Genomic DNA, 19,243 nt, shown 5'->3' on the forward strand with positions numbered 1-19,243 from the left:
ACAAAGCCAGCAAGGCCCACACAGCCCAGCAACACGCCGCACGAACTGGCAACTGCCGCTCACGCCGGCAGGGTGCTACGCAGCCCGGTAACTCGCGGCACGAGGTGGCAAGAGTCGATGTGTTCGGCGAGATGCCAGGCCAAACGGCAAATCCGACAGTGTGAAAACGCCGGGCAGATTGCCAGGCCGCTTGGCCAGGCGCCAAGGCTTGCGGCAGGAATCCCCGCCGACCGGCGGCTGCCCCACAACGCGGCAGCATGCCGCCGGCAATGGCAAGACCGACCCCGATGGCAAGGGCACCGCGAGTCAAGCCGGGACGAGGTCAGCCCGAGACCATCGCGGCGAGTTTGGCGCGGACTGTGGCCGCGTCGGGATGGGCGAGGGCGGTGAGGAGGCGGGCGGAGCGGAGCCAGCAGTCGCGGGCGGCGGCGGGGTGGCCGAGGCGCTGGTGGGCCGTGCCGAGTTGGGCGAGGAGGTCGGCGGCTTCGTAGTGTTCGTCGAGGGAGAAGAACATGTCGACGGCGTCGGACATGCACTCGATGCCCTCCGCCGGGCGGCCCAGCCCCAGCAGGGCCTTGGCGCGGGTGGCCAGCGAAAACCGGCCGTCGCGTGGAGTGGGGGCCAGGGTGAGGGCCTCGTCGGCCAGGGAGAGGGCGCGGGGAAAGTCGCCGAAGCGGCAGCAGAGGTCGCCGAGGGCGCGCAGGACGTTGGCCTCGAAGCCGGTCAGGCGCAGGTCGCGCACGATGCGCAGGGCCTCGGTGCCGTGGGCGAGGGCGATGGGGAAATCAGCGGCGGAGTCTGCCGCCATGGCCAGGTTGTAGAGGGCCCGCGCCTCGCCTTCGCGGGAGCGGAGTTCGCGCTGCAGGGCCAGGGCCTGCTCCAGATGCCGACGCGCTGACGCGTAGTCGCGGACAACGCCGTCGATCACGCCGAGGCTGTTGAGGATCCCGGCCTCACCCGCCCGGTCACCGGACAGCCGCGTGCCGCGCAGGGCGAGTTCGTTGAGGGCGCGCCAATCATCGACGCGGGTGCGGCCGGCGAAGTACGTGAACATCAGCCACGTGAGTTTCCAGCAATGTGAGTATTCGCGCAGCCGGAACGCCAGCTGCACCGCGGCGACGAGATTTCCGTACTCCTCGGCGAACCACGCCAGGCCCGCGTGGTAATCGGCGAACGCGAGACCACCCTCCACGCACAACTCCAGCGAACCGTAGATCCGCTCGGGGCGCATGGCACGGGATGCGTTCAGCGCCGAGGAAAGGTAGAAATCCAACATCCGCACCCGGGCGGCCGTGGTGTCCGCTGGACTGTCCACTTGGTACGCGAGCTCGGCGGCGTACGCCCGGATCAGGTCGTGGAACTGGTAGCGACCCGGCTGTGGCTGCGTGAGCAGATGCGCCGACACCAGAGCATCCAGAGCGGACCCCGGCGGCGAGCCCAGCAGCACCTCGGCGACAGCGGGTGTCACGTCCGGACCCGAAGGCAAACCGAGCAACCGCAACAGCCGCGCGGCCTCGGGCGGCAACGCCCGGTACGAGTACGAGAACACGGACCGGATGTTCGTCTCCTCGCCGTCACCGAGGTCGAACGACCCGAGCCGGTCGGACTCGGCCGCCAGTGCGTCCACAAGCGAACCCAGGGGAAAGTCCGGGAACTGCGCCGCCCGCACGGCCAGGATCCGGATCGCCAGCGGCAGCCCGCCGCAGTACTCGACGAACCGTGAGGTGGCGACGAGATCGGCGTTCACCCGCTCGACGCCGATCGCCGACGCCAGCAGCTCGACCGCGCCCGTCTCGTCCAGCTCTTCGAGGGCGATCCGGCGCGCGCCGTGAGTCGCGACGAGGCCACGCAGCTGCCAGCGGCTCGTGACCACCACCAGGCACCCGGGTCCGGGCAGCAGCGGCCGGACCTGTTCGGTGCTGTTCGCGTTGTCCAGCAGCACGAGCAGCCGGCGGCCCGCCGTGTGCGTGCGCCAGAGCGCGGCGCGACTGTCCACATCGGCCGGCAGCTGATCACCTGGGACACCGAGAGCGGACAGCAGGGTTGCCAGTGCCGCGAGCGGTTCCACCGGTTCGCCGGGACCGTGGCCGCGCAGGTTCAGGAACACCTGTCCACCGGGGAACCGCTCGGCGACCTCGTGTGCGAAGTGGACGGACAGGGTCGTTTTCCCCATCCCGCCCATCCCTTCGACCGACGCGATGGGGGTCGACGTGCTGTCGTCGGCCGGCAGCAACGCCCGCAGCGCCTTGAGATCCGCCTCACGGCCGGCGAAAGCCACGAGGTCAGCCGGCAATTGGTGCGGCACCTGCGGCTCGACGGCCGGCTGGGACGGCGCCCCGCCCAGCACGAGCCGGTGCACGCGCTGCAGCCCGGCGCCGGGGTCGAGGCCCAGTTCGTCGGCCAGCACGGTGCTGATCCGCCGGTACACCTCGAGCGCCTCGGCCTGCCGTCCGGAATGGAACAGCGCGAGCACGAGCTGCTCGTGCAGCCGTTCCCGCAACGGGTGTTTCCGGGCCAGCCGCGTGAGCTCCGGGACGACGGTGCCGAACTCACCGACGGCGAGCAACGCATCGGCCCACAGCTCGCGCACCCGCGTGCGCTCCTCGGCGAGCTGAGTGGCCTCGTCGAGGTGCAGGGCGTCGGATTCGACGTTCTGCAGCGCGGGGCCGCGCCACTGGGCGAGTGCGTCGGCGAACAACGCCGCCGCTCGACGGTGTTCGCCTTGTTCGGAAGCTGTCCTGCCGCGGGCCGCAAATGCGCGAAACCGACCGAGATCCGTGGCCAACGGATCAAGTTCCAGCAGATAACCACCACGTTCTGTGCGAATGACAACACCTTCGCCCAGCGCCCGCCGCAGCCTCAGCACGTACGTCTGGAGGGCGCCTTTCGAGCGGCGCCGGTCGTCGTCCCACAGCCAGCGGCCGAGTTCGCCGACGGACACCACGTGGTTGACCCGCAACAGCAGCCCGGCGAGCACGATCAGCGGCCGGCTGCCGCCGAGCGGCACGGCGCGGCCCTCGGCCACGACCTCAGCCGGGCCGAGCACCCGGAAGTCGAGGCCGTCCACCCGTCTCATTCTGGCCGGTCGCCGCCCGATCGGCACGTGCGTGGCGAGTGGCATGATCTGTGGTGATGAAGGTCTACGCGCTGCCCCTGCACAACCGGTTCCGGGACATCACCGTCCGTGAAGGCGTCCTGCTCGAAGGACCCGCCGGCTGGGGTGAATTCTGCCCGTTCGCGGACTATTCGGACGCCGAAAGCCTCCCGTGGCTCGCGAGCGCGCTCGAAGCGAGCGAGCAGGGCTGGCCCGCACCGGTGCGCGACCGGGTCGAGGTCAACACGACCGTCCCCGTCGTGCCGGCGGAGCAGGCCCACGCGCTGGTCCGGGCGTCGGGGTGCCGCACGGCGAAGGTGAAGGTCGCCGACAAGCGCTCGACGCTCGCCGACGACTGCGCCCGCCTCGAAGCCGTCCGCGACGCCCTCGGCCCGAGCGGCGCGATCCGCGTGGACGCGAACATGGCGTGGGACGTCGACACCGCCGTCACCGCGCTCGCTGACCTCGACAAGGCGGCCGGCGGCCTCGAGTACGCGGAGCAGCCGTGCCGCACCATCGACGAGCTGGCCGCCGTCCGCCGCCGGGTGTCCGTGCGGATCGCCGCCGACGAGTCGATCCGCCGCGCCGAGGACCCGTTGAAGGTCGCGGTGGCCGGGGCCGCCGACATCGCCGTGCTGAAGGTCGCGCCGCTCGGCGGGGTGCGGCGCGCGCTGGAGGTGGCCGAGGCGTGCGGGCTGCCGTGTGTGGTGTCGTCCGCGGTCGAGACCAGCGTGGGCCTCGCTGCCGGCCTCGCGCTCGCGGGCGCGCTCCCGCGGCTCGACTTCGCCTGCGGGCTCGGCACGATGTCCTTGCTGGCCGGCGATGTCTCGACCCGGACACTGTCCCCTGTGGACGGTTATCTCCCTGTCCTCGGGCAGGCTCCCGCTCCGGACCGGTTCGAGGACTTCGCCGCTTCGCCGGACGTGACGCAGGCGTGGCGCGCCCGGTTCGAGCGCGTCCACGCCCTGCGCTGACTCACGCCCAGTACGCCAGGTGGGCGCGGACGAGGAAGTCGTCGGCCCAGGCCTCGTCGGGCCCCTCGGGCAACGGTGACCCGTCCCCGACGAGCGCGGCCAGCTCGCGTTCGAGCTCCTCGGCCGCGGCCAGCGCTTCGGCCTGCGTGTGCCGGCCGCGGCGCAGGTCCAGCAGCCACGTGCGCCAGGGGTCGGCCATCGGCAGTGTGAGACGACCCGTCGTGAGCAGCTCGACGCCCTGTACACCGACGCGCACCATGTGCATCGCGTACTTGGTGTCGAAGCCATGCGCCTCGACCAGCTCGGGCCGCGCGGCCTTCGCCTCGACCAGCCGGCGCCGCTGACTCTTGAAGTAACCCGCGAACTTCGCCCCGGCGCGACGCGAGACGATGCGGTCGGCGTTGGCGCGCAACTCGTGGCCGGCCCCGGTGATCCGCACGATCTCCTGCTCCGGCACGAAAAGCGGCAGCAGCACGGTCGGGTTGCCGTTCTGCGCGAGGCGCATCCACTTGCGCAGCGAGTAGCCGACGAGGTCGAGGTCATCCGGCCCGGAGCGCACGCCCTGGGGCTGCGTGCGGAACACGTACTGCTCGAAGCGCCGCAGCCCGGCGACGTACTCCGGCGGCTCGACGCACAGGCCCATTTCGTCGCGGTCGCCTTGGCCGTCAAGGGATGTGCCGTGCACCGCGGAGCCCACCTGGCACCGCAGGATCGTGCCGCGTTCGGCGAGGTCGACGTGTTCCGCTGCGAGGCTGACGTGTGCCACGTGCGAAGTTGTACCCGGCGGTTCGGTCCGCGGGCGTCCGAATTTCCCCTGAGGTGGCCTCCGGGTCGGAGTCCAGGGTCGGTCTCCGGGCCGTTCCCCGATGTGCCAGGGCGCGCGGCGGCGGAGTATTCATGGCATGACGAACAGCGTGTACACCCCGGAAACCAAGAAGCTCTTCCGCAGCCGCACCGACCGGATGTTCACCGGGGTGTGCGGGGGCTGGGCCGACTACCTCGGCGCCGACCCGACGATGGTCCGCATCGCCGTGGTGGCCGCCACGGTGCTCTCGGCCGGAATCGCTCTCCCCATCTACCTCGCGGCGGCCGTGCTGACGCCGGAGGCCGCCGCCTGAACCCCGCCGCGGCCGGGGGGCCGCGAGCTACGGGGTGGCACGACCAAGGGGGAGAACGGAGAAGCCCGGGCGTGGGGAGCGCCTGGGCTTTTTCGTGTGTCCACGAGCAATGCCGGCGCCGCAGGAGGGACCGCCGAGCACGTGTCCACAACAGACTCCACCCGGGAAACGGGAAAAGCCCGGCCCGCCGAAGCGGACCGGGCTTTTCCGGATCTAGCGTTGTACTGCGTTCGAACTCAGAAAATCGCCGAACTCAGAAGTCCATGCCACCCATGCCGCCGGACGGGTCGGCCGGAGCGGCAGCAGCCTTCTCCGGCTTGTCCGCGACGACAGCCTCGGTGGTCAGGAACAGCGCCGCGATGGAGGCGGCGTTCTGGAGGGCCGAGCGGGTGACCTTCGTGGGGTCCGGCACGCCGGCGGCGAGCAGGTCCTCGTAGACACCGGTGGCGGCGTTGAGGCCGTGGCCCTGCGGGAGGGACTTGACCTTCTCCGCCACGACGCCGCCCTCGAGGCCGGCGTTGATGGCGATCTGCTTGAGCGGCGCCTCGACGGCGACCTTGACGATGTTGGCACCAGTGGCCTCGTCGCCCTCGAGCTTCAGGCCCGCGAAGGCAGCCTCGGCGGCCTGGATCAGAGCCACGCCACCACCGGCGACGATGCCCTCTTCCACGGCGGCCTTGGCGTTGCGCACCGCGTCCTCGATGCGGTGCTTGCGCTCCTTGAGCTCGACCTCCGTCGCGGCACCGGCCTTGATGACGGCCACGCCGCCGGCCAGCTTCGCGAGGCGCTCCTGCAGCTTCTCACGGTCGTAGTCGGAGTCCGAGTTCTCGATCTCCGCGCGGATCTGGTTGACGCGACCCTGGATCTGGTCGGCGTCGCCCGCACCCTCGACGATCGTGGTCTCGTCGCGCGTGATCACGGCCTTGCGGGCGCGGCCCAGCAGCGACAGGTCCGCGTTCTCCAGCTTGAGGCCGACGTCCTCCGAGATCACCTGGCCACCGGTCAGGATCGCGATGTCCTGCAGGATGGCCTTGCGGCGGTCACCGAAGCCCGGGGCCTTGACGGCGACGGACTTGAAGGTGCCGCGGATCTTGTTGACGACCAGGGTGGCCAGGGCTTCGCCCTCGACGTCCTCGGCGATGATCAGCAGCGGCTTGCCGGACTGGATGACCTTCTCCAGCAGCGGCAGAACGTCCTTGACGTTCGAGATCTTGGAACCGAACAGCAGGATGTAGGGGTCCTCCAGCTCGGCTTCCTGGCGCTCCGGGTCGGTCACGAAGTAACCGGACACGTAGCCCTTGTCGAAGCGCATGCCCTCGGTGAGCTCGAGCTCGAGGCCGAAGGTGTTGCTCTCCTCGACGGTGACGACGCCTTCCTTGCCGACCTTGTCCAGCGCCTCGGCGATCAGCTCGCCGATGGTGCGGTCAGCGGCCGAGATCGAGGCGGTAGCAGCGATCTGCTCCTTGGTCTCGATCTGGACGGCGGCCTTGTGCAGCTGCTCGGTGATGGCCTCGACGGCCGCCTCGATGCCGCGCTTCAGGCTGATCGGGTCGGCACCCGCGGCGACGTTGCGCAGGCCCTCGCGCACGAGCGCCTGGGCGAGCACGGTGGCGGTGGTGGTGCCGTCACCCGCGACGTCGTCGGTCTTCTTGGCAACTTCCTTGACGAGCTCGGCCCCGATCTTCTCCCACGGGTCCTCGAGCTCGATCTCCTTGGCGATGGAGACACCGTCGTTGGTGATCGTCGGCGCGCCCCACTTCTTTTCGAGCACGACGTTGCGGCCACGCGGGCCGAGGGTCACCTTGACGGCTTCGGCGAGGGTGTTGAGGCCGCGCTCGAGACCGCGGCGGGCGTCCTCGTCGAACGCGATCAGTTTGGCCATTGCGGTGTGGTCCTCCGGTATTGGGCGCCACCGCCGCGCTGTGCGGTCTCGGAGAGACTCCTCAGCGGCGGCAGCAGGACACGTCCTCGGCCAGGCTCGGTGCCCGCGACGGACGACTGACCTTGGGCCAGCCTCACCGTCCCGACCTTCAAGCGCGCGGTCGGTGACCGCACACTTGGCACTCAACGGCGTCGAGTGCCAATGCCGTGTTTAGCACTCCCGGGGTGAGAGTGCAAGAACCGCAGGTCAGTGATCCACGTTTGTCACGGCGTGACGATCGCGAAGCCCGGGTCGTCGGCGTCGAGGAGGGCGAGCAGCCGGCCGAGGACGGCGGGGTCGCCGGCGTGGTCGACCCCCGTCAGCGCACCGCCGGAGAGCAGCCCGAGCAGCTGCTCCTTGGTCAGCGTGAGGGTCAGGTCCACGGAAGCCGCCGACGTCGGGTTCGCGGTCTGGATGAGTGCGCCGTTGGACAACGTCGTGCGGATCGTGGTCGCGAGGTCGGTGAAGTGCCACTCGATGGTGAGCGCTTCGGCGGCGGCGCGGGGACCGTCGACGCGGATGGCGAGGGAGTCGAAGAGCTGCTCGACGGTGAGCGCGGCCGTCATGCCGCTGCCGACGTCCAGCGGCGGCGGGGCGATGCCCTTGCGCAGCTCCAGCGCGCCGGTGAGGTAGAAGTTGCGCCAGGTCGGGTTCTCGGCGCCGTAGCCGAGGCGCTGGTAGACGTCGGCGAGCGCGGTCTTGGCGTCGGTGCTGCCGGGGTCGGCGAACACGGCGTGCTTCAGCAGCTCGGCGGCGAACCGCAGGTCGCCGGCGTCCGCGTACTCCTGCGCCTTCGCGAGCACCGCGGGGACACCACCGAGGACGTCGACATAACGCGTGGCCAGCGCCCGCGGCGGGTGCTGCCACAGCGACGTGGGGTGGCCGTCGAACCAGCCGAGGTAACGCTGGTAGATCGCCTTGACGTTGTGGCTGACCGAGCCGTAGTAGCCCCGCGCGTGCCACGCGTTCTCCAGCTCCGGCGGCAGCGTGAAGTCCTCGGCGATCTCCACGCCGGTGGCGCCCTGGTTGAGCCGGCGCAGGGTCTGGTCGTGGAGGTAGGCGTAGAGATCTCGTTGCTGTGAAAGGAACTTCACCACCCGCGCGGTGTCCCACGTGGGCCAGTGGTGGGAGGCGAACGCCACGTCTGTGCTCGCGCCGAAGAGCTCGATCGCCTCGTCGAGGTAGTGCGCCCACACGCGCGGGTCACGGACCAGCGCGCCCCGGAGCGTGAGGAGGTTGTGCAGGTTGTGCGTGGCGTTCTCGGCCAGGCACAGGGCGCGGCGGCCGGGGAAGTGGAAGTTCATCTCGGCCGGCGCCTCGGTGCCGGGCGTGAGCTGGAAGACCACGCGCACGCCGTCGAGCACCTCTTCCTGCCCGGTCGCGGTGATGTCGACGGTGGGTGCGAGCAGCCCGATCCGGCCCGTCGAGGTGGCTATGCCGAGCCCGCTGCCGACCTGGCCGGTGGCACTCACGTCGAGGGTGACGCCGTACATGTAGGTGGCCCGGCGGCTCATCGCGGTGCCCGCGTACACGTTCTCCGCGACGGCGTTCTCGAGGAACCCCGCCGGGGCGAGGATCGGGACGTCGCCCGCGCCGTCGGGCAGCACGCCCTCCACGCCGCCGAAGTGGTCGGCGTGCGAGTGGGTGTAGATCACGGCGGTCACCGGCCGGACGCCGCGGTGGGCGCGGTAGAGAGCGATCGCGGCCGCCGCGCACTCGGCGGAGATCAGCGGGTCGATCACGATCACGCCGGAGTCGCCCTCGACGAACGTGATGTTGGAGATGTCGAACCCGCGCACCTGGTAGATGCCCTCGGTGACCTCGTACAACCCGCTGGTGCGGCACAGCTGCGCCTGCCGCCACAGGCTCGGGTTCACGGTGTCCGGGCAGTCACCGTCGAGGTAGGCGTAGGGTCGCAGGTCGAACACCATGCGGCCGTCGGCGCCGATGATCGTGACGGGGTCGAGCGTGCCGCGGAAGCCGCGGGCGGCGTCGTCGAAATCCTGCCGGTCGCCGAAATCCATGACGGTCCCCTCACCTTGCGTTACGGTGCAGGGAGTCGACCACAACCGGGGCGGCGAACGGTCACCTCCGGCGGATGAGGTTCAGCGGCTCGGCTGGATGGGGATCGACGCGGGCGGCGGGTTGAGCGTCGGCGAGCCGGACTGCGACCCACCCGTGCCCGGACCGACGGGGATGTTCGGCGCCGTCGTGGGCGTGGTCGTGCTCCCGCTGCTGTCGTCGCCGCCGAAGAGGAAGATCGCGCCGACGATCAGGCCCGCGAGCACGACAACCCCGAGGCCGATCCACAGCCACTTCGCGCGGCCACTGCCGCGTGGCTGCTGGAACGCGCCGGCCCCACCCGCGGGCGACGGCGGCCGCAGCCGCATCGGGTCGCCGGGCGGGCCGTAGCCCGGGTGCATGCCGGGGTAACCCTGCTGCTGGTGGGGGTAGGCGCCGTAACCGGGCGGCGGACCCTGCTGCGGGCCCGGCCGGCCCTGCGGCACGCCGGGGTAGCCGTAGCCGGGCGGCGGGGCTTGCGGGGGGACGCCGTGGGGCTGGGCGGGGTTCTGCTGGGCACCGGCCCAGCCGCCGGCCCGCGCGGTGCCGTCGGCGGGACCGCCGGGAGCACCGTGACCACCGGGGGCACCGGGGGCACCGGGGGCACCGGGGGCACCGGGGGCACCGGGACCACCCTGGCCCGGCCCTCCGGGTCCCGACCACTGCTGCGCGGCCGGATCGTTGCCCGGACCCTGCGGCCCGCCTTGTCCGTATCCCTGTCCACCGAAGGGCTGCATGCCGGCTGCCTCCCCCTGAGCACCGTGCGCGCTCTGACCAGCCGGCGCCCCTTGGCCGTTCTGCACCCCGCCCGATCCGGGCGGGCCCGGCGGCGTGTCCGACGTCGCCATCGGCCCCAGCGCCACGCGGGCCGCGGCGATCATCGCCACGCAGCTCGGGTAGCGGTCGGCCGGGTTCTTCGCCATGCCCTTGCGGATCACGTCGTCGATCGCGCCCGGCAACCCGACCACGTGCGACACCGAGGGCGGTTCGCCGTTGAGGTGTCCCTTGATCACCGTCGGCACGTCGCCCTTGAACGGCGGGCTGCCGGTGAGGCACGCGAAGAGCACGCACGTGAGCGCGTACTGGTCGGTGCGCCCGTCGAGCGGCTCGCCGCGCAGGTGCTCGGGCGCCGCGTACGTCGGCGAGCCCAGGAAGTCACCGCCGCGCGTGCGGTGGCCGGTGGCGCCGCGGCGGGTCAGGCCGAAGTCGGCGACGTAGACGTGCTCGCGCGAGGTCTCCTTGCTGGTGACCAGCACGTTGGCCGGCTTCACGTCGAGGTGCACGAGGCCGCGGTTGTGCAGCGTGTCGAGGGCGTCGGCGACCTGGTCGAGCAGCGCCAGGGCGCGCGCGGGCGCGATCGGGCCCGCGGAGATCAGCCCCGCGAGATCGCCGCCGTCGACCATGCGCATGGCGATGTAGAGCATGCCTTCGAGCTCGCCGAAGTCGTACAACGGCACGACGTTGGCGTGGTCGATCGCGGACGTGTTGCGGGCTTCGTCCACGAACCGCTCGCGGAACTCGGCGTCGGTGCCCAGGTGGTCGCCGATGACCTTCAGCGCCACCTTCCGGCCGAGCCGCACGTCGGTGGCCTGGTAGGTCACGCTCATGCCGCCCTTGCCGAGCACCGAGTCGATGCGGTAGTTGCCCAGCCGGCGACCGGTGAGGTCCCCCGACACATCGCCTGTCACGCTGCGCAGCTTAACGCCCTGCATTCCGCAGCGATGGCCGGTTCGCCCAACCGGTCAGGCTCCGGTTGTCAGGACACCTTCCGGACGTCCGCGGCTTGGCTGCGCCCGTCGCGGCCGGACTGGACCTCGAACTCCACGCGGTCGCCTTCGTCGAGCGTCCGGAACCCTTCGGCCTGGATCGCCGAATAGTGGACGAACACGTCCGGCCCTTCGGCGGATTCGATGAACCCGTAACCCTTTTCCGAGTTGAACCATTTGACGGTGCCGACAGCCACGGCGCCCTCCCTCAGGACAAGATCCGCTGTCCGTAGCGGCTGGAAAGTGCAGTTCACGCTACCGGAATTACGCCCTTCGGCAATGGTTGATTCGCAGATTCGTCAGCCGCGGGAAACCCGCCTGTTGCGCGCTTGCACGAGAACGGTGCCAGGTCCGGCGAAATCGAGGACCAGACCTTCGCCCGTGCGCAGCGACTGGGGGCCGCTCGGGTCCACCGCGCGCAGCCGGCACTGCAGCGTGTCCGGGTAGGCCAGCACGTAGTCGGGCCGCACCGTGACCAGTTCTCCGGCCGAGAGCTCGAACGAGTCGACGGGCCCCGGCGCCGTGAGCACGAGCGGACCGGTGCCGCTGTAGTGGTCCAGGAACCCGGCGTCGGCGCCGAAGAGCTGCTGCAACGGCGCCCACGCCTGGTCGCGGCGCACGGAAGCCGGCCGTGCGAGCACGGCTTCGCGGTGCACCGACCAGCCGGTGTTGCCCGTGAGCTCCAGCGGGTAGACGTCACCGGGACCCAGCGGCGCGAGGTCGACCCAGCCGCCCTCGGCGGGTGCGGTGAACACGGAAACGCCCGGCTTGCGCGCACCCGGCACGCCGCTTTCGCGCACGCCGAAGCTCGTGGCCAGCATCGTGTCCGAAGCCGACTGCACGGCTTCGCCCGGCGCGAGGTGCACTCGCGCGACGCCGAAGTTCGGCGTGTGCCTCGTGTGGACGCGCATGTCAGCGGGAGGGGACGTGGGAGAGGATCCAGCTGATCAGCGCAGACGGGTTGCGGGTCTGTGTGAGCACCTGCCCGGGCCCGGCGAAGTCGAACACGAAACCCTCTCCGCTCTTCATCGACTGGATCACGCCCTGCGAGACCTTGCGCATCTGGTACTGCACGGTGTCGTGGTAAGCGACGACGTGCCCGGTGTCGATGGTGACGGCCTCGCCCGCCTGCAGCGTGACGACGTCGAGCGCGCCGTAACAGGACACCAGCACCTGGCCCTGGCCCTGGGCGTGCGAGAGGAAGCCGCCCTCGCCGCCGACCAGGTTCTTGAAGCCGCCCCACTTCGTCTCGGTCTGCACGCCGTGCGACGAGGCGAGCCAGCTGCCGCGCGTGATGCACCACCCGGCGCGGCCGTCGAGGGTCAGCGTCTGGATGTCGCCGGGGAGGTTGGCCGCGATGTCGACCCAGCCGCCGTTCTGGGGTGCGGTGAAGGTGGAGACGAAGAAGGACTCGCCGCCGAGGAACGACCGGCTCAGCCCCTTCATGATGCCGCCCTGCGACTGCGACTGGACGGTGACGCCGTAGCTCGTGGCCATCATCGCGCCCGACTCGACCTGCACGGGTTCCCCCGGCGCGAGCTCGAGCCGCGCCACGGCGAACGACGGCTGGTGACGGACCTGCACCTGCATGCGCACTCCCCTGATCCCGACTCTTGCCGCGGGAGAGTGTTGCACGCCCGCGTCCGAGGGGGAGGATGGTCCGCGTGATCTCCGTCGACGCCTACCGCGAAGCCGTGACCGAGCTGCTCGGCCGGACGCCCGTGACCACCCTGCCCCTCGCTGACGCCGCCGGCCTCGTCGTGGCCGCCGACGTGCACGCGGGGGTGTCGCTGCCCCCGTTCGACAACTCCGCGATGGACGGGTACGCCGTGCGCGCGGCCGATGTTGCCGGCGCGGGCCCGGACTCCCCCGTGACGCTGCCCGTGGCCGACGACATCCCCGCCGGGCGGGTCGACGTCGCGCCGCTCGAGCCGGGCACAGCGCACCGGATCATGACCGGTGCGCCGATGCCGCCAGGCGCCGACGCGATCGTGATGGTGGAGGACACCGACGCCGGCACCGAGTCCGTGCGGATCACCAAGGTCCCCTCCTCGGGCGACCACGTGCGCCGCACCGGCGAGGACGTCGAGCGTGGTGTGGTGGCCCTGCACGCGGGCACCGTGCTCGGCCACTCGCAGCTGGGCCTCGCGGCGGCCGTCGGCCTGGCCGAGGTGGCCGTGCACCGGCCGCTGTCGGTGCTCGTGGTGTCGACCGGCACGGAGCTCGTCGAGGCGCCGAACCCGTTGCGGCACGGCCAGATCTACGAGTCCAACAGCGTGATGCTCGCCGCCGCGCTGCGCGGGCTGGGCTGCCGCGTCGCCGTGGTGCGCAGCGTGGTCGACGACGTGGAGGAGTTCCGCAAGATCATCGAGCCGAAGCTCGCGGACGCCGACCTGCTGGTGACCTCGGGTGGCGTCAGCGCGGGTGCGTACGAGGTGGTCAAGGACGCGCTGACCGGCCAGGGCGTGCAGTTCCAGAAGATCGCGATCCAGCCCGGCGGGCCGCAGGGCAACGGGCACTGGAACGGCGTGCCCGTGGTGACGCTGCCGGGCAACCCGGTGAGCGTGCTCGTGTCGTTCGAGGCGTTCCTGCGCCCGGCGATCCTTTCGGCCATGGGCCACACCGACGTCGACCGCCGCCGCGTGCGAGCGCGGCTCACGGAGGCGATGTCGTCGCCCAGCTCCCGGCGCCAGTTCCGCCGCGGTTTCTACACGCCCACCGAGGGTGAGGTGACCGGCCTCGTCGGCCCGCGCGGTGGACCCGGCTCGCACCTGCTGGCGGCGTTCACGCAGGCCAACTGCCTGATCGTGCTGCCGGAGGGCGTCAGCGAGGTGGCGGAAGGGACGGAAGTGGACGTGCTGCTGCTGTAGGGAAGTCGCGGTCGTGGCGCAGCGGGCTCTTGAGGAGGATGGCGAGAGCGGCGAGCTGCAGAGCACCCATGAGGACCATGGTCTCCTTGACGCCCAGTGCCTCGCCGAGGACGCCGCCGAGCACCCCGCCCAGCGGGATCGTGCCGTAGTTGACCACGGCCGGGCTCGCCGTGATGCGCCCGAACAGCTCGGGTGGGCAGTAGCGCTGGCGGAACGTGCCGGTGAGCACATTGGACCCGACCACCCCCGCGGTCACGGCGGCGCCCGCCGCGACGAACACGGGCAGGCCGCCCAGCGGGCCGACCAGCATCACGGGCGCGGCGAGGACTTCGCAGAGCAGGAACGCGCGTGCCGTGCCGGCTCTCGTCGCCAGCTTCCCGACGAGCAGCGCGCCGACGACCCCGCCGACCTCCACCAGCGCCAGAACCAGGCCGATGGTGCCGACGCCGGCGCCTTCGTCGCGGGCCAGGAAGACGACCTGGATGGAGGCGTAGCCGTCGAGCGCGAGGTTGGAGGTGGCGCCGAAGAGGACGAGGACTTTCAGGTAGGGGTCGCCGGCCACGAACCTCAGTCCGTCGGCTACTTGGGTGCTGAGCTTCGCGTGGTGTTGCGCTGCGGGCTTCTCTTCTCTTCGGCGGATTCCCCTGAGGCACAGGGCGGAGATCCCGAAGCTGACCGCGTCGACGAGCACCCCGCTGACCGGACCGAACGCGGCCGCCAGCACTCCGGCCAGCCCGGGCCCGCTGACCTGGGCGACGGATTCGCTGCCGAGGAGGCGGGTGTTGGCCTTCAGGAGGCTCTCGTCGTCCACAATGGCCGGTAGATAACTGCGATTGGCGACGCTGAAGAAGACTTTCGCCGTGCCGCCGACGAGTGCGGCACCGAGGAGGTAGTTCACGTTCAGCACGTTCAGTGCCTGCGCGATCGGAACACTCGCGAACACGACCAGCGAGACGACGTTGGCGGCCACCATGACCGGCCTCTTGCGCACCCGGTCCACCCAGGCGCCCGCCGGCAACCCGACCACCAGCCACGGCAACCACGCCACGGCGGTCAGCAGCGCGACCTGGAAAGTCGAGGCGTTCAGCCCCACCACGGCGACCAGCGGCAGGGCGGTTCCGGCGACGGCGCTGCCGACCATGCTGATGGTTTCGCCGGTCCAGAAGAGGTGGAAATCCCGACTGAGCCGACTGTGCCGGCTGAGCCGACTGTGCCGGCCGAGCCGCTCGGGCTGGTCGAGCCGCTCGGGCTGGTCGAGCCGCTTGTGCCGGCCGCGCCGACTGAGCCGCTTTAGCCCGCCGAGCCGCCTTAGCCCGCCAAGCCGTTCGTGCCCGCCAAGCCGCTCACGCCGACCGAGCCGCTCACGCCGCTTGTGCCCCTCGTGACTCACCTTGGACAAGCCCCCACCCATCCACGGGGGAGCGGCCCTTGCCCAGTATATCGCCCCCCACCGACAAAATGATCTCCGAAGCCGAGTTGTCCACAGCCGAGCCGGGTTGTGGACAACGGGCAAAACCCTTGCCGCGCAACAGGTATCACGGCTGCGCGGGAAAGCCGCGGGCGAAAAGGAAAACCGGTCGTCGTTCGGCGCCGTCATCGGGTATCGCGCGGTCGGTGTACTCGTCGAACAGCGCCATGACCCGGGAACTCAGTTCCACCACTTCGGCCGGGGTGAGGCGCGCCCAGGTCTCGTTCGTGAACCACGCGTCGCGCCAAACCGGGGGCGCCGTTTCCAGCTCCGAGAGCCACGAGCGGGACAGCGAAGCCTGCCGGTCGAGCGATACCACCTCCGCGGCGTCGCCGACGGGGTCGCCGACGAAGTCCGAAGTGGACCAGGACAACCCGCGCGACGGGCGGCGCCACCAGCGTTCGCGGCGGTCGCGCGCGAGTTCGGGGGCTTCCTCCACCAGGCCGGCGGTGGCGAGGACCTTCAGGTGGTGGCTGATGTTGCCGACGGCGGACGCCGTGCCCTCGGCGAGCGTCGACGCGGTGGCGGGGCCGTCGAGCTTCAGCAGGTCGAGAATGCGGCGGCGCAGCGGGTGGGACATCGCGGCGAGGACGTGGGTGTCGCGGATCTGCCGGACGTCATCGGGATCGGTCACAGTCCACAAGAGTAGTTGTACAACATCTCTTGCACAATAGCCGTTGCAGAACCATCACCGGTATCCTCACCGCCATGGGCTTCTTCACCTGGATCGTCTTCGGCGCGCTGGTCGGCTGGCTCGCGAACCTCGTGGTCGGCGGGCCGGACCGGCGCCGGCAGGGGTGCCTGGTCAGCGTGCTCGTCGGGGTGCTCGGGGCGGCACTCGGCGGCTTCATCTACCGGCTGGCGACGGGTGAGCAGCAGCGCTTCGAGTTCGACTTCCCGAGCTTCGGCGTCGCCATCCTGGGCGCGATCGTGCTGCTGGCGGTGCTCCGGCTGCTCAGCTCGATCGGCCGCCGCGGGAGGTACGACAACGGAAGGCACGAAAGTCACCGGTACGACGACTACCGGCGCGACGACTACCGCCCCCGGTAACCCCAACCCGGTGACCGTTTGTAACGGTTTCCGCACGAACCGTCAGTAACCTTCGAGCCAACCCCGCGAACCCGCCTAAACTGACCAGTTCCGCGTCCGGGTGCATGCGTCGTCGGGGGACGCATGCACCCGGCCCGCCCGGATCGCCTCCCGGACCACGCGCACCGCGCTCGCCGTGTCCACGAGCACGGGCATCGGTGCGGCGGAGATCTCCCGTCGCCAGGCACAGAGCAGCTCGATGAGCGGATCGGGCACGGACATCGCTTCCTCGGCGGTCGAGCCCGGGGCGACGCTCCCGAGCGGCGGGTACTACCCAGAGTTGTCGAGGAATTCGACCGGTCGTTACCGGTTTGTGGGCACCCCCACCCGCGCCGGGGAAACCCTTGCGGGGGAGCCCTGGACGTGTCCGTCCGCCGACGGGCGGTAGCGTGGTGATTCCCGAATCGGACGTGAAACCCGTCCTTTCCCTCCGAACGCAACGAACAGCGGGGAACCGATCCATGAGCGGCAAGCCCACCGGCAATCCCCTCACGCACGCAGTGCAGCTCGCGCGGGAGACCATCCCGCCGATGCACCCCGCCGGACGCCCGTTCGTCTTCGGCGGCCTGGCGGCGACGCTGGTGCTGCGCCGGTTCTCCAAGCGCCTCGGCGTGCTCGGCGCGCTCACCACGGCCGCGATGGCCGCGTTCTTCCGCGAGCCCGCCCGCGTGGCGCCACGCCGCGACAACATCGCCGTGGCTTCGGCCGACGGGCTCGTGTCCCTCATCGAGGAGGCCGTGCCGCCGCCCGAGCTGGGGCTGCCGGCCGAGCCGCGGATGCGCGTGAGCGTGTTCCTGTCGGTGTTCGACGTGCACGTCCAGCGGATCCCGGCGCCGGGCGTGATCGAGAAGGTGGCCTACCGGCCGGGCAAGTTCCTCTCCGCGGACCTGGACAAGGCGAGCGAGGACAACGAGCGCAACTCCGTGCTCATGCGCACCGACGACGGCCACGAGCTCGTCGTCGTGCAGATCGCCGGCCTCGTCGCACGCCGCATCCTGTGCGAGATCCACGAGGGCGACAAGGTGGCCGCGGGAGCCACCTACGGCATCATCCGGTTCGGCTCCCGTGTCGACCTCTACCTGCCGCCCGGCAGCCGCGTGCTCGTCGAAAAGGGCCAGCGCACGGTCGGCGGCGAGACGGTGATCGCCGAACTCCCGGCTCTGGGAGAAGGCTGATCACATGGTCCGCGTGACCACCCCGAGCATCCGGCTCCTGCCGAATGCCATCACCGTGCTCGCGCTGTGCGCCGGCCTCTCGGCCGTGCAGTTCGCGCTCACGAACAACTACGCGATGGCCATCGCGTCGATCGGCATCGCGGCCGTGCTCGACAGCCTCGACGGCCGCATCGCCCGCCTGCTCGACGCGACGTCGAAGATGGGCGCCGAGCTCGACTCCCTGTCCGACGGCATCTCCTTCGGCGTCGCGCCGGCGCTGGTGCTGTACGTGTGGCAGTCGCAGGGCGATCGCATCGGCTGGGTTGCGTCGCTGATCTTCGCGGTGTGCATGATCCTTCGCCTCGCGCGCTTCAACACCCTGCTCGACGACACCGACCAGCCGCCGTACGCCGCCGAGTTCTTCGTCGGTGTGCCCGCCCCGGCCGGCGGGCTCGTCGCCTTGCTGCCGCTCATCGCGACCCTGCAGTGGGGCGAGGGCTGGTGGTCCGAGCAGTACGTGGTGATCGCCTGGACGATCGCCGTGGCCGCGCTACTGATCAGCCGCATCCCGACGCTGTCGCTCAAGACCGTGAAGGCCCCCGCCAAGGCCATCGCGCCCCTGCTGGTCGGCGTCGGCCTGCTCGCCGCGGCGATCATCCAGTTCCCGCTGGTGGCGCTGGTCATCGCACTGGTGCTGTACCTGCTGCACATCCCGTACGCCGTGTACCGGCACCGTTGGCTGGCCACTCACCCCGAGGCCTGGACGGTCCCGCCGCGCGAACGCCGCGCCATCCGCCGCGCGCGCTCGCAGCGTCGGCTGGGGTTGCGCCCGGCGTCGCGCCGGGTGGCCGGCGCGGCGATGCGTGCGGTGCGCCTGCCGCGCAACGGCTCTGACTTCGTCCGCGCCACGCGGGCGCTGCGGGAGCGGGATCGCGGCACGACCGGGAGCACCGGCGTGGGCGGCGGAGCGACCGGCAACGGGATGCAGGGTCCGGGCCAGCGCCGCCGCAGCTGGCGGCGGATCGGGATCCGGCGCCGCTGACTTCAGCGAGCGGTGGTGCGCAAGCCGCCGAGCAGCAGATCGAGCTGGGCGTGGAAGTCCTGCACGCAGTCGAGCGCCGCGAGCGCGGGCAACACGCGGTGCAGGTTCGGCAGCTCCTGCGGCGTCACCATCCGGCTGAACCAGTCGGGTTCCTCGGGCCGCGCGCCCGAGACCGCGCCTGAGACGGAGTCGGCCAGTGCCGCGCCGAACGTGAGCCCCATCAGCGAACGGTAGCCTCGCGCTGCCGCGGCTTCGTCGAGCCCACCGTCGAGCAGCGCGCCCAGCAGGGCGTCGATCACGCGCAACGCGCCGGGCGAACGCGGGTTCGCCTCCTCGGACGCGAGCGCACGCACCACGGCCGGATGCCGCGTGAACTCCGCGTAGAGGCCTTCGACCAGCCGACGAACGCGGGTTTCCCAGCTCAGTGCCGACGCCGGCAGCGGCACGGACTCGAAGAGGCGCGCGGTGAGCCCGTCGAGCAGATCACCTTTGTTCTTCACGTGGTTGTAGAGCGACATCGCCTCCACGCCCAGCCGCGCCGCGAGCTTGCGCATCGACAGCGCGCCCATGCCGTCGGCGTCCACCAGGGCCAGCGCCTCGTCGAGGACCTTCTCCCGGGTCAGGGTTTCGCGCGCCATGGCACCGAGCCTAACTTACGGCGTACGCTTACGTTGTAAGTATCTCCT

General features: G+C 70.9%; 16 protein-coding genes and 1 pseudogene. 6 read left to right on the forward strand and 11 right to left on the reverse strand.

Annotated elements, in window-relative coordinates; all coding sequences use genetic code 11:
* Positions 1-322 precede the first annotated feature (322 nt).
* On the reverse strand, positions 323-3,076 hold the full coding sequence (locus tag ACWEOE_RS05520; protein WP_452004311.1) for a BTAD domain-containing putative transcriptional regulator: 2,754 nt from the start codon (positions 3,074-3,076) through the stop codon (positions 323-325).
* A 56-nt stretch (positions 3,077-3,132) separates the two neighbouring features.
* On the opposite strand from ACWEOE_RS05520, the gene ACWEOE_RS05525 reads away from it, so the two are divergent.
* Positions 3,133-4,068, forward strand: coding sequence for an o-succinylbenzoate synthase (locus ACWEOE_RS05525; RefSeq protein WP_452004314.1), 936 nt, complete (start codon positions 3,133-3,135; stop codon positions 4,066-4,068).
* A 1-nt stretch (position 4,069) separates the two neighbouring features.
* On the opposite strand, the gene ACWEOE_RS05530 is transcribed toward ACWEOE_RS05525, so the two are convergent.
* Positions 4,070-4,834: a nucleotidyltransferase domain-containing protein gene (locus tag ACWEOE_RS05530; protein ID WP_452004316.1), complete on the reverse strand. Its 765-nt coding sequence runs from the start codon at positions 4,832-4,834 to the stop codon at positions 4,070-4,072.
* Between the two features lie 136 nt (positions 4,835-4,970).
* On the opposite strand from ACWEOE_RS05530, the gene ACWEOE_RS05535 reads away from it, so the two are divergent.
* On the forward strand, positions 4,971-5,186 hold the full coding sequence (locus ACWEOE_RS05535; protein ID WP_452004318.1) for a PspC domain-containing protein: 216 nt from the start codon (positions 4,971-4,973) through the stop codon (positions 5,184-5,186).
* 253 nt (positions 5,187-5,439) lie between these two features.
* On the opposite strand, the gene groL is transcribed toward ACWEOE_RS05535, so the two are convergent.
* The 6 genes from groL to ACWEOE_RS05565 form a co-directional block, all read right to left on the reverse strand.
* Positions 5,440-7,068, reverse strand: a complete 1,629-nt coding sequence (gene groL, locus ACWEOE_RS05540; RefSeq protein WP_364049680.1) for a chaperonin GroEL — start codon at positions 7,066-7,068, stop codon at positions 5,440-5,442.
* A 263-nt stretch (positions 7,069-7,331) separates the two neighbouring features.
* Positions 7,332-9,131, reverse strand: coding sequence for an alkyl/aryl-sulfatase (locus tag ACWEOE_RS05545; RefSeq protein ID WP_452004322.1), 1,800 nt, complete (start codon positions 9,129-9,131; stop codon positions 7,332-7,334).
* Between the two features lie 81 nt (positions 9,132-9,212).
* Positions 9,213-10,856 (reverse strand): protein kinase domain-containing protein, encoded by a 1,644-nt coding sequence (locus ACWEOE_RS05550; RefSeq protein ID WP_452004323.1) that lies wholly within the window; start codon positions 10,854-10,856, stop codon positions 9,213-9,215.
* A 68-nt stretch (positions 10,857-10,924) separates the two neighbouring features.
* Positions 10,925-11,131 (reverse strand): cold-shock protein, encoded by a 207-nt coding sequence (locus tag ACWEOE_RS05555; RefSeq protein WP_204093028.1) that lies wholly within the window; start codon positions 11,129-11,131, stop codon positions 10,925-10,927.
* A 102-nt stretch (positions 11,132-11,233) separates the two neighbouring features.
* On the reverse strand, positions 11,234-11,845 hold the full coding sequence (locus tag ACWEOE_RS05560; protein ID WP_452004325.1) for an AIM24 family protein: 612 nt from the start codon (positions 11,843-11,845) through the stop codon (positions 11,234-11,236).
* 1 nt (position 11,846) lies between these two features.
* On the reverse strand, positions 11,847-12,524 hold the full coding sequence (locus tag ACWEOE_RS05565; protein ID WP_452004328.1) for a TIGR00266 family protein: 678 nt from the start codon (positions 12,522-12,524) through the stop codon (positions 11,847-11,849).
* 74 nt (positions 12,525-12,598) lie between these two features.
* Between ACWEOE_RS05565 and moeA the strand changes: the two genes are divergently transcribed.
* Positions 12,599-13,804 carry a molybdopterin molybdotransferase MoeA gene (gene moeA, locus ACWEOE_RS05570; RefSeq protein ID WP_452004331.1) on the forward strand — a complete coding sequence of 402 codons (1,206 nt, stop codon included), beginning with the start codon at positions 12,599-12,601 and terminating at the stop codon, positions 13,802-13,804.
* Here moeA and ACWEOE_RS05575 read toward each other — a convergent pair.
* Together ACWEOE_RS05575 and ACWEOE_RS05580 are read right to left on the reverse strand one after the other, a co-directional pair.
* Positions 13,758-14,987, reverse strand: a pseudogene (locus tag ACWEOE_RS05575) (MFS transporter); the annotation flags it as partial. The gene moeA and the pseudogene ACWEOE_RS05575 sit on opposite strands and share 47 nt — an antisense overlap.
* 352 nt (positions 14,988-15,339) lie before the next feature.
* Positions 15,340-15,906, reverse strand: a complete 567-nt coding sequence (locus tag ACWEOE_RS05580) for an ArsR/SmtB family transcription factor (protein WP_452004333.1) — start codon at positions 15,904-15,906, stop codon at positions 15,340-15,342.
* Between the two features lie 74 nt (positions 15,907-15,980).
* Here ACWEOE_RS05580 and ACWEOE_RS05585 point away from each other — a divergent pair, with 74 nt between their 5' ends.
* The 3 genes from ACWEOE_RS05585 (at position 15,981) to pssA (ending at position 18,557) form a co-directional block, all read left to right on the forward strand.
* Positions 15,981-16,322, forward strand: a complete 342-nt coding sequence (locus ACWEOE_RS05585; protein WP_452004335.1) for a GlsB/YeaQ/YmgE family stress response membrane protein — start codon at positions 15,981-15,983, stop codon at positions 16,320-16,322.
* 500 nt (positions 16,323-16,822) lie between these two features.
* Positions 16,823-17,536: a phosphatidylserine decarboxylase gene (locus tag ACWEOE_RS05590; RefSeq protein WP_452004338.1), complete on the forward strand. Its 714-nt coding sequence runs from the start codon at positions 16,823-16,825 to the stop codon at positions 17,534-17,536.
* Positions 17,537-17,540: 4 nt separating this feature from the next.
* Entirely contained in the window at positions 17,541-18,557 is a 1,017-nt protein-coding gene (gene pssA, locus ACWEOE_RS05595; protein ID WP_452004340.1) for a CDP-diacylglycerol--serine O-phosphatidyltransferase, read from the forward strand.
* 2 nt (positions 18,558-18,559) lie between these two features.
* On the opposite strand, the gene ACWEOE_RS05600 is transcribed toward pssA, so the two are convergent.
* Positions 18,560-19,195 (reverse strand): TetR/AcrR family transcriptional regulator C-terminal domain-containing protein, encoded by a 636-nt coding sequence (locus ACWEOE_RS05600; RefSeq protein WP_452004343.1) that lies wholly within the window; start codon positions 19,193-19,195, stop codon positions 18,560-18,562.
* Positions 19,196-19,243 lie beyond the last annotated feature (48 nt).

This window comes from Amycolatopsis sp. NPDC004368, from assembly GCF_053602515.1.